The organism is Nonomuraea composti, from assembly GCF_012034275.1.
Classification (GTDB): Bacteria; Actinomycetota; Actinomycetes; order Streptosporangiales; family Streptosporangiaceae; genus Nonomuraea; species Nonomuraea composti.
Genome location: NZ_JAATEP010000047.1, coordinates 1 through 12,659, shown reverse-complemented (window position 1 = coordinate 12,659; position 12,659 = coordinate 1). Strand labels below are relative to the sequence as shown.

Genomic DNA, 12,659 nt, shown 5'->3' with positions numbered 1-12,659 from the left:
CCATAGCTCTGCGTCGCGTTGCCATCTCTTCTGCGCGTCACGCGGCCACCGTCACCGTAGGAGTGTCCGCATCGACCGATGACTGACCGAAGGAGTTGATCAGTGCCGTCAACCCAGGCGATCTGCGTGATGCGGACTCCTGCACGCCGGGCCTCAACCCGATCGTCCACGAACTGCGGCCGCCGGCGCTGACTGACTCTCACATGGCGGTGAAGCCGCCATCGGCGGCGAGCACGGCACCGGTGATGAAGCCGGCGCGCGGTGAGGCGAGGAAGCAGAGCACCTCGGCGATCTCCTCGGGCTGGGCCACCCGCCCGAGCGGCTGGGCGCCGGCGAAAGAGGCCAAATATGCGCGGCTGTCGGTGCGGAAGGTGTCGAGGAAGTCGGTCTCGATGACGCCTGCGGCCACGAGGTTGGCCCGGATGCCCAGCGGGCCGCCCTCGATGGCGAGGACCTTGGTGAGCTGGGCCAAGGCGCCCTTGGACGCCGCGTAGGCGACGCCCTCCGGCATGCCGACGGTGCAGACGTAGGAGCCCGTGCTCACGATGGCGCCGCCGCCGCGCTCGCGCATCACGCGGAAGGCTTCGCGGGCGAAGAAGAACGAGCCGCGCGCGTTGACCGCCATCAGCGCGTCCCAGTCCTGCGCCGTCGTGTCCGTGACCGGCTTGTTCAAGGTGCGGCCCGCGTTGTTGACCAGGATGTCCAGAGCGCCGAACCGCTCCACGGCCTCCCGTACGGCCCGCTCGGCCACCGCCTCGTCCGCCACGTCCCCGATCAGAGGATGCACGCCGGGAAACTCCGCAGGCAGCTCTGCCACCTCCTGGCGCTGATCGAGGGCGACGATCCGGGCGCCGCGGCGGTGCAGCAGCCGGACGGTCTGCCGGCCCACGCCACGCGCGGCCCCGGTGACGAGGGCCACCTTTCCGGCGAACTCGGTGGACTCGGTGGACTCTGTGGTCCGGGTGGACGCATGCGTGGATGTCATCATCCCTTTCCTTCCTGCCGCGGCGGCCAGGCGCCGCAGGCGTGACCGGCCGGTTCCCGGCGCGACGACGCGCCGGCGGCCCTATCTGTTCGGTGTCCGGCTGCTCAGTACGCGGTGAGCCCGCCGTCGATCACGAACTCCGCTCCGGTGACGAAGGAGGAATCGTCGCAGGCGAGGAAGAGGTAGGCGGGGGCGACCTCCTCGGCGCGCCCGGCCCGGCGCATCGGGGTGCGCTGGATGTCCGGCTGCTGGTCACCCTGCTCGTCCAGGAGTTCCTGGATCATCGGCGTGGCGATGACGCCGGGGTGCACGGAGTTGACCCGCACGCCCTGGCGCGCGTACTCGACCGCGGCGGTCTTGCTCAGCAGGCGTACCGCGCCCTTGGACGCCTGGTAGGCCGCCGCGGCGCCGCTGCCGACGATCCCGAGCACCGACGAGGTGTTGATCACCGAGGCGTTGCCGCTCGCGCGCAGGAGCGGCATCGCGGCCTTCATGCCGAGCCAGGTGCCTTTCTGGTTGACGTCGATGACGCGGTCCCAGGCATCCTCCGCCGTGTCCTCGATGCCGGGCCAGTCCACGATGCCGGCCAGGTTCACCAGCACGTTCAGCCTGCCGAAACGCTCGCGTACGAGACCGATCACCTCCTGCCACTCCCGCACCGAGGAGACGTCGAGGCGGGCGGCGGCGACCTCCGCGCCGAGGGCCTCGATCGTGGAGGCCAGTTCCCGCAGGGGCCCTTCGGCGACATCGGTGATCATCAGCCGGGCGCCCTCGCGGGCGAAGAGTTCGGCGGTCGCCGCGCCGATGCCGCCGGTCGCGCCGGTGATCAGCGCGACCTTGCCGGCGAGTCGTGGTCCTGTCATGGGAACTCCTTCGGGTTTCTCGTTGATGTGGTCGGTCCGGTCAGGTCTTGTCGCGTTGCGGGCGCCGGTGACGGGGGAGCCGATCCGGCGATCCCGCTCATGACGGCCGCTCCTGCCGGTACAGCACGAGGCGCTCGTGGTGGAGCACGTCGCCAGTGGCGGTGAAGCTCAGGTCGTCGTGGTCGTCGAGATGGGTGCCCGTGACGGGGTAGCGGCCCGTGCAGGCACGCTGGCGGCCGTCGCGTTCCTCCTCGTGGCGGCCGCCGGCGAGGAGTCCCTGGCGGATCCGTCCGTCGGCGGTGACCCACATGCCGACGTACGGGTGCGGAGCGCGCTCCACGCGGCCACTGCCCGGAGCGGCGCAGGGGAGCAGCGTGGTGAACAGTCCGAGGAGGTGCAGGGGATCTCTGAACATGGACGGGCTCCGTTGAATGGACAAGTGATGGTCACGCCGGCGCCGGCAACGGTGCGGCCGGTCAAAGCCGGCGGTCGGCGAGTCGAGGACGCCGTGCACGCCGATCCGGGCGGGCGCTCGCCGGTGCCGTAGGCGGCGTTGACGGCGCGCATGCGCTGGACGGTGTGCAGGGCGCGCATCTGCGTGAACATGTCGCCGGCCAGGCGACGTCGACATCGATGCTCAGCCCTGGCCGGACGCCGACGGCGAGCTCGGACTCATGGTGACGACGGCTGCTGCTCCGGTGAGCAGGACGCGGCGGCCGGGGACGGCGTTGCGCAGCTGGTCCAGGATGGCGTTCAAAGGGCTTCCTCCGAGGGTGAGGAGTCGGTGGCGGGTGCCGTACTTCATCGAGTCTGCGCAGGTCAGAAGGCATCAACCAGGACGTGTGCTGCCTGGGTGCGGCGCACCCAGGCAGCACACGGGGCCGCCGGATAGCGTGGTCGCATGGGGAGCAACCACCTGGGAGAATTCCTGCGCGCACGCCGCGCCGCCCTGCGGCCGGAGGACGTCGGCATGGCGAGCTACGGAGCCCGCAGAGTCGCCGGGCTGCGCCGTGAGGAGGTCGCCGTCCTGGCCGGTGTGAACGCCGACTACTACACCCGCCTGGAACAAGGGCGCGAGCGCAATCCCTCAGGTCAGGTGCTCGACGCCCTCGGCCGCGCGCTGCGCCTCGACGCCGACGCCCGGGCGCACCTGTACCGGCTGGCCGGGACCACCCCTGACGACCGGCCCTTCACGCAGGCCGCCGAGCGGGTCAGCCCGGCGCTGCGCCAGTTGATGGACGGCTACCCGCACACCCCCGCATTCGTGATGAACCGGACCCTGGACATCCTGGCCACCAACGCCCTGGCCGACGCCCTCTACAGCCCCTTCGAGCCGGCGGACAACCTGGCCCGCATGACCTTCCTCGACCCCGCCGGCCGGCGCTTCTACACCGACTGGGACCGGGCGGCCCAGGCCACCGTGGCCAACCTGCGCCAGGCGGCCGGCTTCGCCCCGGACGACCCGCGGCTGGCCGAGCTCGTCGGCGATCTCGCCGAGCGGAGTACGGACTTCGCCCGGCTGTGGAACGCCCACACCGTACGGGGCAAGACCCAGGACGCCAAGCGATTCCTGCACCCCGACGTGGGCCCGCTCACGCTCACCTACCAGGCCTTCGACGTCCGCGACGCCCCCGGCCAGCAGCTCGTGATCTACCACGCCGAGCCGGGCAGCGCCAGCGCCCAGGCCCTCGGCCTCCTCGGCTCCATCCACGCCACCCGGCGCCAGAGCGAACCGCGCAGGTGAAGGGCCGGTCCGCCCCGTCCGGCGGTCACCGGTGGAGCATGAAAGAACTCACTGATGTCGCGCTCCCGCGAACCGCTCCGAGCCGGCGCCCGCGCCGCTCCTGGTGACCGACCGCACCGGCATCGGTGTGATCCTCATGGGCATGCCCGGCATCGTTCTCTCGCTGGTTCAGCCGTGTTGCGATCCACCAGCCTTAGCGTGGATCTAGATCATCTTGCGGCAAGTGTCTTCGGGCGCGTCCCGGTTGTAGTCCTCAATGTGGTCCAGGCAGTAGCCGAGCCGCCTGGGGATGGCCGCGCCGGCGGTGGTGGCCTCGTCGCAGCGGATCTCGATCCGCTCAATCCCGGGCTACGACTGGAGACACAGCTGGACGTGGCCTGCACATCAGGCGATCCAACGCTCGTGGAGCGGTTGGCGGCCAACCTCCTGGACAATGCCGTGCGCCACAACACGTCGAGGGGAGGCTGGGTGAGAATCCGGACAGGCCTCGACGCCGGGCGGCCGACGCTGTGCGTGAGCAACAGCGGGCCGACCATCCCCGCCGATCAGGTCGATTCCCTGTTCGCACCGTTCCGCAGACTCGCCACGGTGCGGACCGGGCAGGAGGACGGGTCGGGGTTGGGACTGTCCATCGTGGCCGCCATCGCCGCCGCCCACAACGCCCGGCTCGACGCCCACGCCCTTCCCGAGGGCGGTCTACGGGTCCAGATCAGCTTCCAGCCGGCATGATGCGGCTCCATCTCTCCCAAACCACAGTCGATAGGGTCTTGCCGCCGCCAGGTTTGGATCGTCTGGGTGCTGATGTCTAAGTCACGAGCCACGTCGGTCGCCGTACGACCCGCCTTTCCTAGCAGGTCCAGCACCCTTGCGCCGGAACTGGCGCGGTGGTGGAGCCAGCGGTCGTTGGCGGCGGTGCCGCGGTAGTGCAGGCGGCGGTTGCCTCGGGCGACGAGCCAGGCGACGGCGCGTTCGACCATGGGGCGCCAGCGGCGGTAGTCGTCTTGCCAGGCGGGGGTCGGTGGCGGCTTGGTGGCGGGCGGCGGCCTGTAGGTGGTGGTGCGGGCGGATGGTGAGCACGCGGCCGGTCTTGGCGGTGGTGCACCGCTCGCGCAGCGGGCAGGCGGCGCACAGGCCGGTGAAGGTGGCGCGGCGTTGCTGGTAGCGGCCTCCTGGTGCGGCGAGCGGGACGGTGTGCCCGGCGGGGCAGGTGACCGTGCCGGCGGCGGTGTCGATGGCGAAGTCGTCCGGGGTGAATCCGCCGATCACTGGGTGCTGGACGCGGACATCGAAGCCCGCACCGGTCGCGGGCGACCGGGCCCAGGTCGAACGGCTGCTGGCCAACCTGGTGGCCAAACCTGGTGGACAGCCGGGTGGACAACGCCGTGGAGTTCAACGTGCCGGGGGCGGGGGAGGGCGGCGGTCTGCACGTGGAGGTCGCGTCCCGGCTGCGGGACGGCTCCCCGCGATAGCCCGTGCGCTGCACGTTTCGGCAGGTCAGCGTGATTCACGCGGGTTCCAGGAAGGCGCGCAGCTCCTCGGCCTCCGGGACGCCGAGCTCGGCGTACAGGGCCAGGGCCAGGCGGCCGTGCTCGCCGGCCTGTTCGGGGTGGCCGAGGGCGAGGTGGGCGCGGGCCAGCCCGTCGTGCGCGCGGGCCTGCTCCGGGCGGTTGCGGGTGCGGTCGGCCAGGGCGAGCGCGGCCGTGTGCTCTTCGATCGCGCGGGCCGGATCGTCCGCCGCCTCGGCCAGACCGTTGAGCGCCCCGGCCTCGTCGGCGGGGTTGCCCAGCTCGCGGTAGAGGGCGGCGGCCTGCTCGTGGCGGGCGCGGGCCTGGGCCGGCTCGCCCTGGCGGCGCAGGACGATGCCGAGGTGGTCGAGGGTGGCCGCCTCTCCCGCCGGGTTGCCGACCTTGCGGTGGAGGGCGAGGGCCAGGTCGAGGTGGCGGCGGGCCTCCTCGGCACGGCCCGCCCGGTCCAGGGTGAGGGCCAGGATGCCGAGGACGTGCGCCTCGCCCCAGGTGTCGGCGCCGATGCGGGACAGGTCGAGCGCCTGCCTGAGGTACTGCTCAGCCTCCACGTCCCGTCGCCTGCGCAGGGCCACGTTGCCCAGCGTGAGCAGGGCCCTGGCCCGCTCGTAGGCCTCCTCGCACGCGTCGAGGGCCCGGTGGGCGTGCTCCTCGGCCCGCTCGTACTCGCCCAGCCGCCAGTACGTCCACGCCAGGTCGGTCAGCGCCCGCGCCTGGACCTCGCGGTCGCCGAGCTTGCGGCTGCGCTGGAGCGCCAGGGTGTGCAGGGTGAGCGCGTCGTCGTGGTGGGCCTGCCGGTCCAGGTACGGGCGCATGGTCAAAGCCAGCATGCCCAGGCAGATCTCCGGGCCGTGGACGGCGGTGGCGATGATGTTCGCGCGTTCGGCGTCCAGCCAGGCGCTCGCCTCGGCGGCGTCGCGGAGGGGCGCGATCGGGGTCGCGGGCTGGGGGATGCCCTCGCGCTCGGCGAGGCTGTGCGGGAAGAGCCGGTCCATCGCCGCGCGGGAGCGGTGCAGGTAGTACGCGAGCAGCCGCATGACCGCGCCGTCGTTCTCGGCGAGGCTGCGGGCGTGCTCGCGGAGCAGGTCGTGGAAGGTGTAGCGGCCGGGCTCGCGTTGCAGCAGCATGTGGGCGTCGAGGAGCCCTTCGAGCAGTTCCTCGGCCTCGTCCTCGTCGATCCCGGCCAGGGCCGCCGCGCCGCAGGCGTCGATGTCGCGGCCGGGCACCAGGCCGAGCAGGCGGAACATGCGCTGCTCCGCCTCGTCGAGCTGCTCGTACGACAGGGCGAAGGCGGCCGACACGCCGTTCAGCAGCCGCCGGTGGTCGTTCAGCCGGCCGGCCAGGTACGCCACGGTCCAGCTCGGGCGGTGCTGGAGGCGGGCGGCCGAGATCCGCAGGGCGAGCGGCAGGTGCCCGCACAGCTGCAGCACCTCGCGGACGGCGTCCGGCTCCTGCCGGGCGCGCTCGCCCACGATGCGTTCGAACAACTCTTGCGCGTCCCGCTCCGCCAGCACGTCGACGGACAGCGCGTGGGCTCCGTCCAGGCCGACGAGCCGCCGTCTGCTGGTGATCAGGACGAGGGTGTCGGAGCGGCCCGGCAGCAAGGGGCGTACGTGGTCGGCGTCGCGCGCGTTGTCCAGGACGGCCAGCACGCGACGCCCGGCCAGCTCGGCCCGCCAGAGCGCGCCCCGCTCGGCCGTCGTGACCGGGATGCGGTCGGCCTGTACCCCGAGCTGCCGCAGCAGCGCCTCCAGCGCGGCGGCCGGGTCGATCGGCTCCCGGCCTGCGGTGTGGGCCTGGAGGTCGAGGAAGAGCTGCCCGTCCGGATAGCGTTCGGCCAGCCGGTGGGCCACGTGCACGGCGAGCGTGGTCTTGCCGATGCCCGCCATGCCGTCGATGGTGATGACGCCCGGTTCGTGGTGCTCGGCCACGAGCCGCTCCAGTTCGACGGCCCTTCCGGAGAAGTCGGGAATGTCGTACGGAAGGAAGGCCGGGCGGCGAGACGGCTGTGCGGCGGTGATCAACCCCGCCGGCCAGGCGCCCGGCCCCGCAGGGGAGGCGCCCGAGCCCGCCGGGACGGCCACCGCCCCGGCCGCGGAAGCGCTCTGCCCCACGAAGGAGGCCGGGGCGGCGGGCAGGCGCAGGGACGGGTCGTCCTTGAGGACGGCCTGCTCCAGCTCGGTGAAAGCGTGGCCGGGGTCGAGGCCCTGTTCGTCGGCGAGGGCCGTGCGGTAGGCGCGGGCCGCGGCCAGGGCGTCGGCCTGGCGGCCCGCGCGGTGCAGGGCCAGGACGAGATGGCCGGTGAGCTTCTCGCGCAGCGGGTACGCGCTCACCTGCGCGGCCAGCTCGTCGAGCAGCTCAGCGTGCCGTCCGGCGGCCAGCTCACCCTCCACCAGCCGCTCGTACGCCGACAGCCGCCGCTCGTTCCACAACTCCCTGACCCCGGCGACGTAATGCGCGTGCACCCCCTCCAGCGCCTCACCACTCCACAGCCCCAGCGCCTCGCGCAGTGCCCCTGCCGCCACCAGCTCGGTGAACTCCTGCGTGTCCACCTGCCCCGGCTCGGGCCGCGCCACGTAGCCGCCGGCCCGGGTCTCCAGCAGCCCCTCGGCGCCCGCGCCGCGCAGCGCCTTGCGGATGGCGGTGATCGAGGCGTGGATCTGCGAGCGGGCGGTGTCCGGCATGTCGTAACCCCACATCGCCTCGATCAGCCGCTCGATGCTGATCACCCGGCCCGCGTTGAGCAGAAGGTAGGCCAGGACCGCCCGATGACGTGGGGCGATGCTCGGGACCGGCGTGCCGTCGAGGGTCAGCTGCACGGGTCCGAGCAGAGAGAAGCGCAGCATCGTGACCCCCATCTCCGGCACATCGTGGACGCATAGCGAATGTATCAATCCGGACGTCCACTCTGATCTCACACGAAGCACGACAGAGGAGACAACGATGGAAGCCCGGATGAAGAACCCCGCCACGGTCATCCCCGCCGCGATGAAGCCGATCATGGAGCTGATGAAGGCCGCCCAGTCGCAGGGCCTCCCGCAGGAGCTCATGGAGATGATCCACCTGCGGGTCAGCCAGATCAACGGCTGCAGCTTCTGCGTGGACGCGGGCCTGAAGAACCTGCGCAAGCTCGGCACCACCGACGAGCGCCTCGGCCTGGTCGCGGCCTGGCGCGAGGCCCCGTACTACACCGACGCCGAGCGGGCCGCGCTGGCGCTGGCCGAGTGCGCGACCCGGCTGGCCGACCGCACCGACGCCGTGCCGGACGAGATCTGGGACGAGGCCGCGGACCACTTCGACGAGAAGCAGCTCGCCTCGATCCTGCTGATGACCGCCACCACGAACCTCTTCAACCGCCTCAACGCCCCCATCCGCCAGGTCGCCGGCAGCTGGTAATCCACGCACACCCACGAAAGGAAGACAACTGACATGTCCGCCGTACGCGCGCACCACTACTCCGTCGCCGACCCCGACCTGGAGGAGTTCCTGGCCCGCCGCACCTCCCTCATCGCCACCGTACGGGAGCGGCACCCCGGGCTCACCCGCACCGTGCTGATCCGCCTGGAGGACGGCACCTACACCGACACCTGGCACTGGGAGGACGCCGGGCAGATGGGCGCGGCGTTCGCCGCCATCGCCACCTTCGCCGAGGCGCCGCTGACCATGGCCCTCACCAAGGACGCCACCGCCCAGAACGGTCAGGTCGTGGACGAACGCTGAGCCTGCGACGGCGTGCACCCGCGAGCACGCTTGAACGCGACGCTGAACGCGAAAGCATCCCCGTAGCCCACCTCGCGCGCCACCGAGGCGACGCTCCTGCGGGGATCGCGGAGCAGGTCGGCGGCCAGGGTCATGCGCCAATCGGTGAGGTAGCCGAGCGGCGGCCGGCCGACCAGGGCGGTGAACCGCTGGGCGAAGGCGGCCCTGGACAGGCCCACCTTCGCCGCCAACGAGGCCACCGTCCACCGATGCGCGGGCTCCTCGTGCAGCAGGCGCAGCGCCTCGCCGATCACCGGGTCGCTCAACGCCCGGTACCAGGCGGGCGGCGTCGCCTCCGGCCTGATGCACCAGGCCCGCAGCGCGATCACGAGGATCAGGTCCAGCAGGCCGGCGAGCACGGTGTCCTGTCCCGGCTCGCCGCTGGCGGCCTCGGTGGAGAGCAGGTCGAGCAGCACCCGGGTACGCGGCCCGGCCGGCACGACGGCCAGCGGGGGAAGCAGCTCCAGCAGGCGGGACGCCACGTCGCCGCGCAGGTCGTACGCACCGCGCAGCATGACGGTGGCGCCGGACCCCGGGCTGGACAGGCCCGCACCGGACAGGCCCGTGCCGAACGTGCGGGGGACCGGTGCCGGGACGTCGTCCACGGGCACGGGCGCGCCGCTGGGCAGGAACTTGCGGCCGTCGCGGATGACGTACTGGGGCGGGGTCGCGGGGTCGTCCGCGATCGTGTAGCCGCCGGAAGCGGTGATGAGCGCGATGTCACCCGAGCAGAGCCGGGTGGGAGGAGCGTCCGCGAGCCGGATCACGGCCCGCCCGCCGAGCGTGGCCGCGACCGTGAGGGGCGGCGCGTCGGCGTACGTGATCGCCCACGGCGGCGGCTGGATCAGCTGCCGGACGAGGGCGTCCTGCGCGCGGGCACGGTGCAGCAGATCGGTGAGCACGTCCACCCGCCCAACCTAGACGATCGCAAAGGCATTTCAGACTTTCTCCCATGGATCATCTGCCGGCCGGTGCGGTTCGCTGAGTGTCATGACGAAATCCATCGCAGTCTTCGGAAGCGGTCCCGGCGTCGGCCAGGCGGTCGCCCGCCGCTACGGCAAGGAGGGGTACGAGGTCGTCCTCGTCGCCCGCCGCCGCGAACGTCTGGAGTCCCTGGCAGGAGAGCTCGCCGCCGACGGCGTCACCGCCCACGTGATCACCGGCGACCTCGACCGGAGCGACACCGTCCCCGCGCTCGCCGGCCGGATCAGGGAGAAGGTGGGCGACCCCACAGCGTTCTACTACGGCCCGGCCCCCACGGAACTGGCCTTCGTACCCGCCACCCGGCTCACCCGCGAGCTGATCCTGGACCGGCTGCCGATCACGCTCTACACCCTCATGGGCCTGGTCGGCGAGTTCCTGCCGGCCATGATCGAGCGCGGCGACGGCGCCATCCTCAGCGCTCAGGGGGCCGCCGCCGTCCACGGCCGCCCGCACATGAGCGGCTGGCCCACGATCCTGGCCGCGCAGCGGAACTACCTGCAGTCGCTGGCGGCCGAGGTGACAGGCCAGGGCGTGTACGTCGGCCTGCTCTACATCGGCGCCCGCATCCTGGGCACCCCCTTCGAGAAGGACTACCAGCGACGGCTGGCCCAGGGCGAGCCCATGCCGGACATGCCCGCAGCCGACCCTGCCCAGCTGGCGGACCTCCTGTGGGACATGCACGCCACGCGGGCCAGGCTGGAGGCTCACGTCCCCGCCTGACGAGGGCTCATCCGGAAGCGCACCGGTTGATCGCGGGAAAGCGGGACGCCACGCGACTGGCGTGCTCAACGTCCGGGCCCGATGCCGAACGCCCGCGAGGGCGAGCACCAGCACGACCGCCTCGGGCCTGGCCCGTACGCGACCGCCGCCATCGCGTCCAGCGACAGCGCGTCCAGCCCGCCGACTACGGACAGGCGATGCATTTCTGACGCCAACAGCGCGAATGACTACGCGAAATGTACGCCGGCTCAGGCGGCCGGGTGTCCCTGGGCGGTGGCGAGCTCACGTACGGTCCGGGCTGACGGCGGGAGAGCCGTTGCGCGCTTTCCGCGCGAGCGCGCAACTCGCCGCGGCCGGTGAAGGGCTGACGTGGACTTCATGGCGACCCGGACGGCGATGGAGGCACCGAGCGCGACGGCCGAGGACATTCTCGATTGCGCGGTGCACGACCCACTGCCGCGCGGGCCGGTTCAGATGATCGAGGCGCTGATCCGCACTGCCGGGCGCCACACTGCACTCGGTGCGCGTCGGGCGCTTCGCCGCAGTGGTGTCACGCGAAGTAGCCGCCGGCTGCAGGCGTGGCCAGCAAGCCGATGACCAGGAGCGAGCCGGCCGTCGTCAGGGCGAGGCGGGCGGCGATCACCCCGCGGAACCAGGACGGGTACGCCTTCGCGGCAGCGTCGACGAATGCTCCGACGTCGAGGCCGCGCAGGCTCGGGTCGTCCGACTTGCGGGCGGCCGCCTTCAGGTATCGCGTGGTGAACACCTCACCCGGCATGATCACGCAGCCGAGCACGAAGACGATCGCCTGGAAGATCCAGGACAGCAGTCGGCCGGTGCCGCTTCCGCTCAGGTTGAGCAGGGCGAGCGCCATGAGGCACACGCCGATGGACATCGCGAGGACGACGCTGGCCCGGCTGGCTCCGAAGTCGATCCGGTGCCGGGCCAGGACGTCGCCCGGAATGCCCTGTCTGGCCACTTCGGCCTCGGCCGCCCTTTGCGCGTCGGGGCCACGGCGCCGGCCGATGACGGGGATGACCAAGAAGGTGCCCGCGAGCAGGAGCTGCAGGAGTGACGCGCACAGAACTACGACCGGTATCACGGCATGCCTTCCGACGACTTGCACACTGTTCAAGTGGGAGCGTAGGGCCGCACTTGAACACTGTGCAAGTCCAGGCTCGAACGCTGTGCAAGACCGCCCTATCCTGGGCAGGTGCCACGCGAGACGCTGACCCAGGACCAGATCGTCCGAACGGCCGTCGAGCTGCTGGACAGCGACGGCATCGAAGGCCTGAGCATGCGCCAGCTCGGCACCCGCCTGAACTCCGCGGCCACGGCCGTCTACTGGCACGTCAAGAGCAAGGACAACCTCCTCGTGCTCGCCGCCGACGCGGTCTGGGCGGAGATCGAGCTACCGGACCTGGAGAAGGTCACCTGGCAGGCGGCGGCCACCGCCATGGCCAAAGGGCTGTACGCCATGATCATCCGGCATCCGTGGCTGGTCCCCGCCATGAGCACCCACCTGCTGTACGGCCCCGGCAAAGCCCGCCACGACGATCACCTGCTCGCGGTCTACCTGGCGGCCGGCTTCACCGGACGAGACGCCGAGCGGGCCATGAAGACCGTCTTCACCTTCGTCCTGGGCAACGCGCTCGGCGTGGCCTCCGAAGCGGCGTGGCGAGCGCGCCTGCGCCGCACGGGCGGCGACGAGCAGGAGCAGATCCGCACCATGATGGCGCAGGCGACCGAGATCGCGATGAGGTTCCCGCGGCTCCGCGCCCACAGCCAGGCGCAGGAGGATGGCACCCTCCCGCCGGCGCCCGACCAGGATCTCGAGTTCGGGCTGCGCACGATCCTGAACGGCCTGCAATCCGAGCTCGGCACCCGGCCATCGTGAGACGCACGCGGAGCGGAGCGTAGAAGGGGCGGATGGACCAGCGCACCGAGCAGCTCGGCCAGCGCGCCGCCCACAACCCGCCCGAGTGGGCGCTGCGCCGGCTCGGCCAGGTCCCCGACGAGCCGCTGCTGCGCCACGAACATCGCGCGCCCGGGCGGTGCCGAGGACGGTGTCAAGGGCCGGG

The 12,659-nt window shown here is 71.9% G+C and carries 12 protein-coding genes and 1 pseudogene; 6 read left to right on the top strand and 7 right to left on the bottom strand.

What is annotated here, in order from left to right; translation table 11 throughout:
• Positions 1-199: 199 nt before the first annotated feature.
• From HCN51_RS43625 to HCN51_RS43615, 3 genes are all read right to left on the bottom strand, one after another.
• Positions 200-988, bottom strand: a complete 789-nt coding sequence (locus HCN51_RS43625) for an SDR family NAD(P)-dependent oxidoreductase (RefSeq protein ID WP_240973865.1) — start codon at positions 986-988, stop codon at positions 200-202.
• A 101-nt stretch (positions 989-1,089) separates the two neighbouring features.
• Positions 1,090-1,848: an SDR family NAD(P)-dependent oxidoreductase gene (locus HCN51_RS43620; protein ID WP_168017855.1), complete on the bottom strand. Its 759-nt coding sequence runs from the start codon at positions 1,846-1,848 to the stop codon at positions 1,090-1,092.
• Between the two features lie 97 nt (positions 1,849-1,945).
• Positions 1,946-2,263 carry an Atu4866 domain-containing protein gene (locus tag HCN51_RS43615; RefSeq protein ID WP_168017925.1) on the bottom strand — a complete coding sequence of 106 codons (318 nt, stop codon included), beginning with the start codon at positions 2,261-2,263 and terminating at the stop codon, positions 1,946-1,948.
• Positions 2,264-2,749: 486 nt separating this feature from the next.
• On the opposite strand from HCN51_RS43615, the gene HCN51_RS43605 reads away from it, so the two are divergent.
• Together HCN51_RS43605 and HCN51_RS43600 are read left to right on the top strand one after the other, a co-directional pair.
• Complete coding sequence (locus tag HCN51_RS43605) at positions 2,750-3,592, top strand: helix-turn-helix transcriptional regulator (RefSeq protein WP_168017854.1); 843 nt, start codon at positions 2,750-2,752, stop codon at positions 3,590-3,592.
• A 258-nt stretch (positions 3,593-3,850) separates the two neighbouring features.
• On the top strand, positions 3,851-4,321 hold the full coding sequence (locus HCN51_RS43600; protein ID WP_168017853.1) for an ATP-binding protein: 471 nt from the start codon (positions 3,851-3,853) through the stop codon (positions 4,319-4,321).
• A gap of 143 nt (positions 4,322-4,464) precedes the next feature.
• On the opposite strand, the pseudogene HCN51_RS43595 reads toward HCN51_RS43600, so the two are convergent.
• A pseudogene (locus tag HCN51_RS43595) lies at positions 4,465-4,861 on the bottom strand (transposase); the annotation flags it as partial.
• Positions 4,862-5,096: 235 nt separating this feature from the next.
• A complete protein-coding gene (locus tag HCN51_RS43590; RefSeq protein ID WP_206068580.1) occupies positions 5,097-7,961 on the bottom strand; it encodes an AfsR/SARP family transcriptional regulator in 2,865 nt (954 codons plus the stop codon).
• Positions 7,962-8,058: 97 nt separating this feature from the next.
• Here HCN51_RS43590 and HCN51_RS43585 point away from each other — a divergent pair, with 97 nt between their 5' ends.
• Together HCN51_RS43585 and HCN51_RS43580 are read left to right on the top strand one after the other, a co-directional pair.
• On the top strand, positions 8,059-8,511 hold the full coding sequence (locus HCN51_RS43585) for a carboxymuconolactone decarboxylase family protein (RefSeq protein ID WP_168017851.1): 453 nt from the start codon (positions 8,059-8,061) through the stop codon (positions 8,509-8,511).
• 33 nt (positions 8,512-8,544) lie between these two features.
• The gene (locus HCN51_RS43580) at positions 8,545-8,835 is read left to right on the top strand and encodes a hypothetical protein (RefSeq protein WP_168017850.1); all 291 of its coding nucleotides are present in this window, start codon (positions 8,545-8,547) and stop codon (positions 8,833-8,835) included.
• Here the strand turns inward: HCN51_RS43580 and HCN51_RS62650 are convergent.
• Complete coding sequence (locus HCN51_RS62650; RefSeq protein ID WP_168017849.1) at positions 8,814-9,782, bottom strand: cupin domain-containing protein; 969 nt, start codon at positions 9,780-9,782, stop codon at positions 8,814-8,816. The two genes, HCN51_RS43580 and HCN51_RS62650, sit on opposite strands and share 22 nt — an antisense overlap.
• A gap of 82 nt (positions 9,783-9,864) precedes the next feature.
• On the opposite strand from HCN51_RS62650, the gene HCN51_RS43570 reads away from it, so the two are divergent.
• Positions 9,865-10,578 (top strand): SDR family NAD(P)-dependent oxidoreductase, encoded by a 714-nt coding sequence (locus HCN51_RS43570; protein ID WP_206068579.1) that lies wholly within the window; start codon positions 9,865-9,867, stop codon positions 10,576-10,578.
• 550 nt (positions 10,579-11,128) lie between these two features.
• Here the strand turns inward: HCN51_RS43570 and HCN51_RS43565 are convergent.
• On the bottom strand, positions 11,129-11,680 hold the full coding sequence (locus tag HCN51_RS43565) for a hypothetical protein (protein ID WP_168017848.1): 552 nt from the start codon (positions 11,678-11,680) through the stop codon (positions 11,129-11,131).
• Between the two features lie 111 nt (positions 11,681-11,791).
• On the opposite strand from HCN51_RS43565, the gene HCN51_RS43560 reads away from it, so the two are divergent.
• Complete coding sequence (locus tag HCN51_RS43560) at positions 11,792-12,475, top strand: TetR/AcrR family transcriptional regulator C-terminal domain-containing protein (RefSeq protein ID WP_168017847.1); 684 nt, start codon at positions 11,792-11,794, stop codon at positions 12,473-12,475.
• Positions 12,476-12,659: the final 184 nt, after the last annotated feature.

Excerpts from the sequence above, each read along its gene's own strand:
- HCN51_RS43580 (WP_168017850.1), top strand. The coding sequence starts at position 8,545 with ATGTCCGCCGTACGCGCGCACCACTACTCCGTCGCCGACCCCGACCTG.
- HCN51_RS43615 (WP_168017925.1), bottom strand. The coding sequence starts at position 2,263 with ATGTTCAGAGATCCCCTGCACCTCCTCGGACTGTTCACCACGCTGCTC.
- HCN51_RS43620 (WP_168017855.1), bottom strand. The coding sequence starts at position 1,848 with ATGACAGGACCACGACTCGCCGGCAAGGTCGCGCTGATCACCGGCGCG.
- HCN51_RS43585 (WP_168017851.1), top strand. The coding sequence starts at position 8,059 with ATGGAAGCCCGGATGAAGAACCCCGCCACGGTCATCCCCGCCGCGATG.
- HCN51_RS43605 (WP_168017854.1), top strand. The coding sequence starts at position 2,750 with ATGGGGAGCAACCACCTGGGAGAATTCCTGCGCGCACGCCGCGCCGCC.
- HCN51_RS43570 (WP_206068579.1), top strand. The coding sequence starts at position 9,865 with ATGACGAAATCCATCGCAGTCTTCGGAAGCGGTCCCGGCGTCGGCCAG.
- HCN51_RS43590 (WP_206068580.1), bottom strand. The coding sequence starts at position 7,961 with ATGCTGCGCTTCTCTCTGCTCGGACCCGTGCAGCTGACCCTCGACGGC.
- HCN51_RS43625 (WP_240973865.1), bottom strand. The coding sequence starts at position 988 with ATGATGACATCCACGCATGCGTCCACCCGGACCACAGAGTCCACCGAG.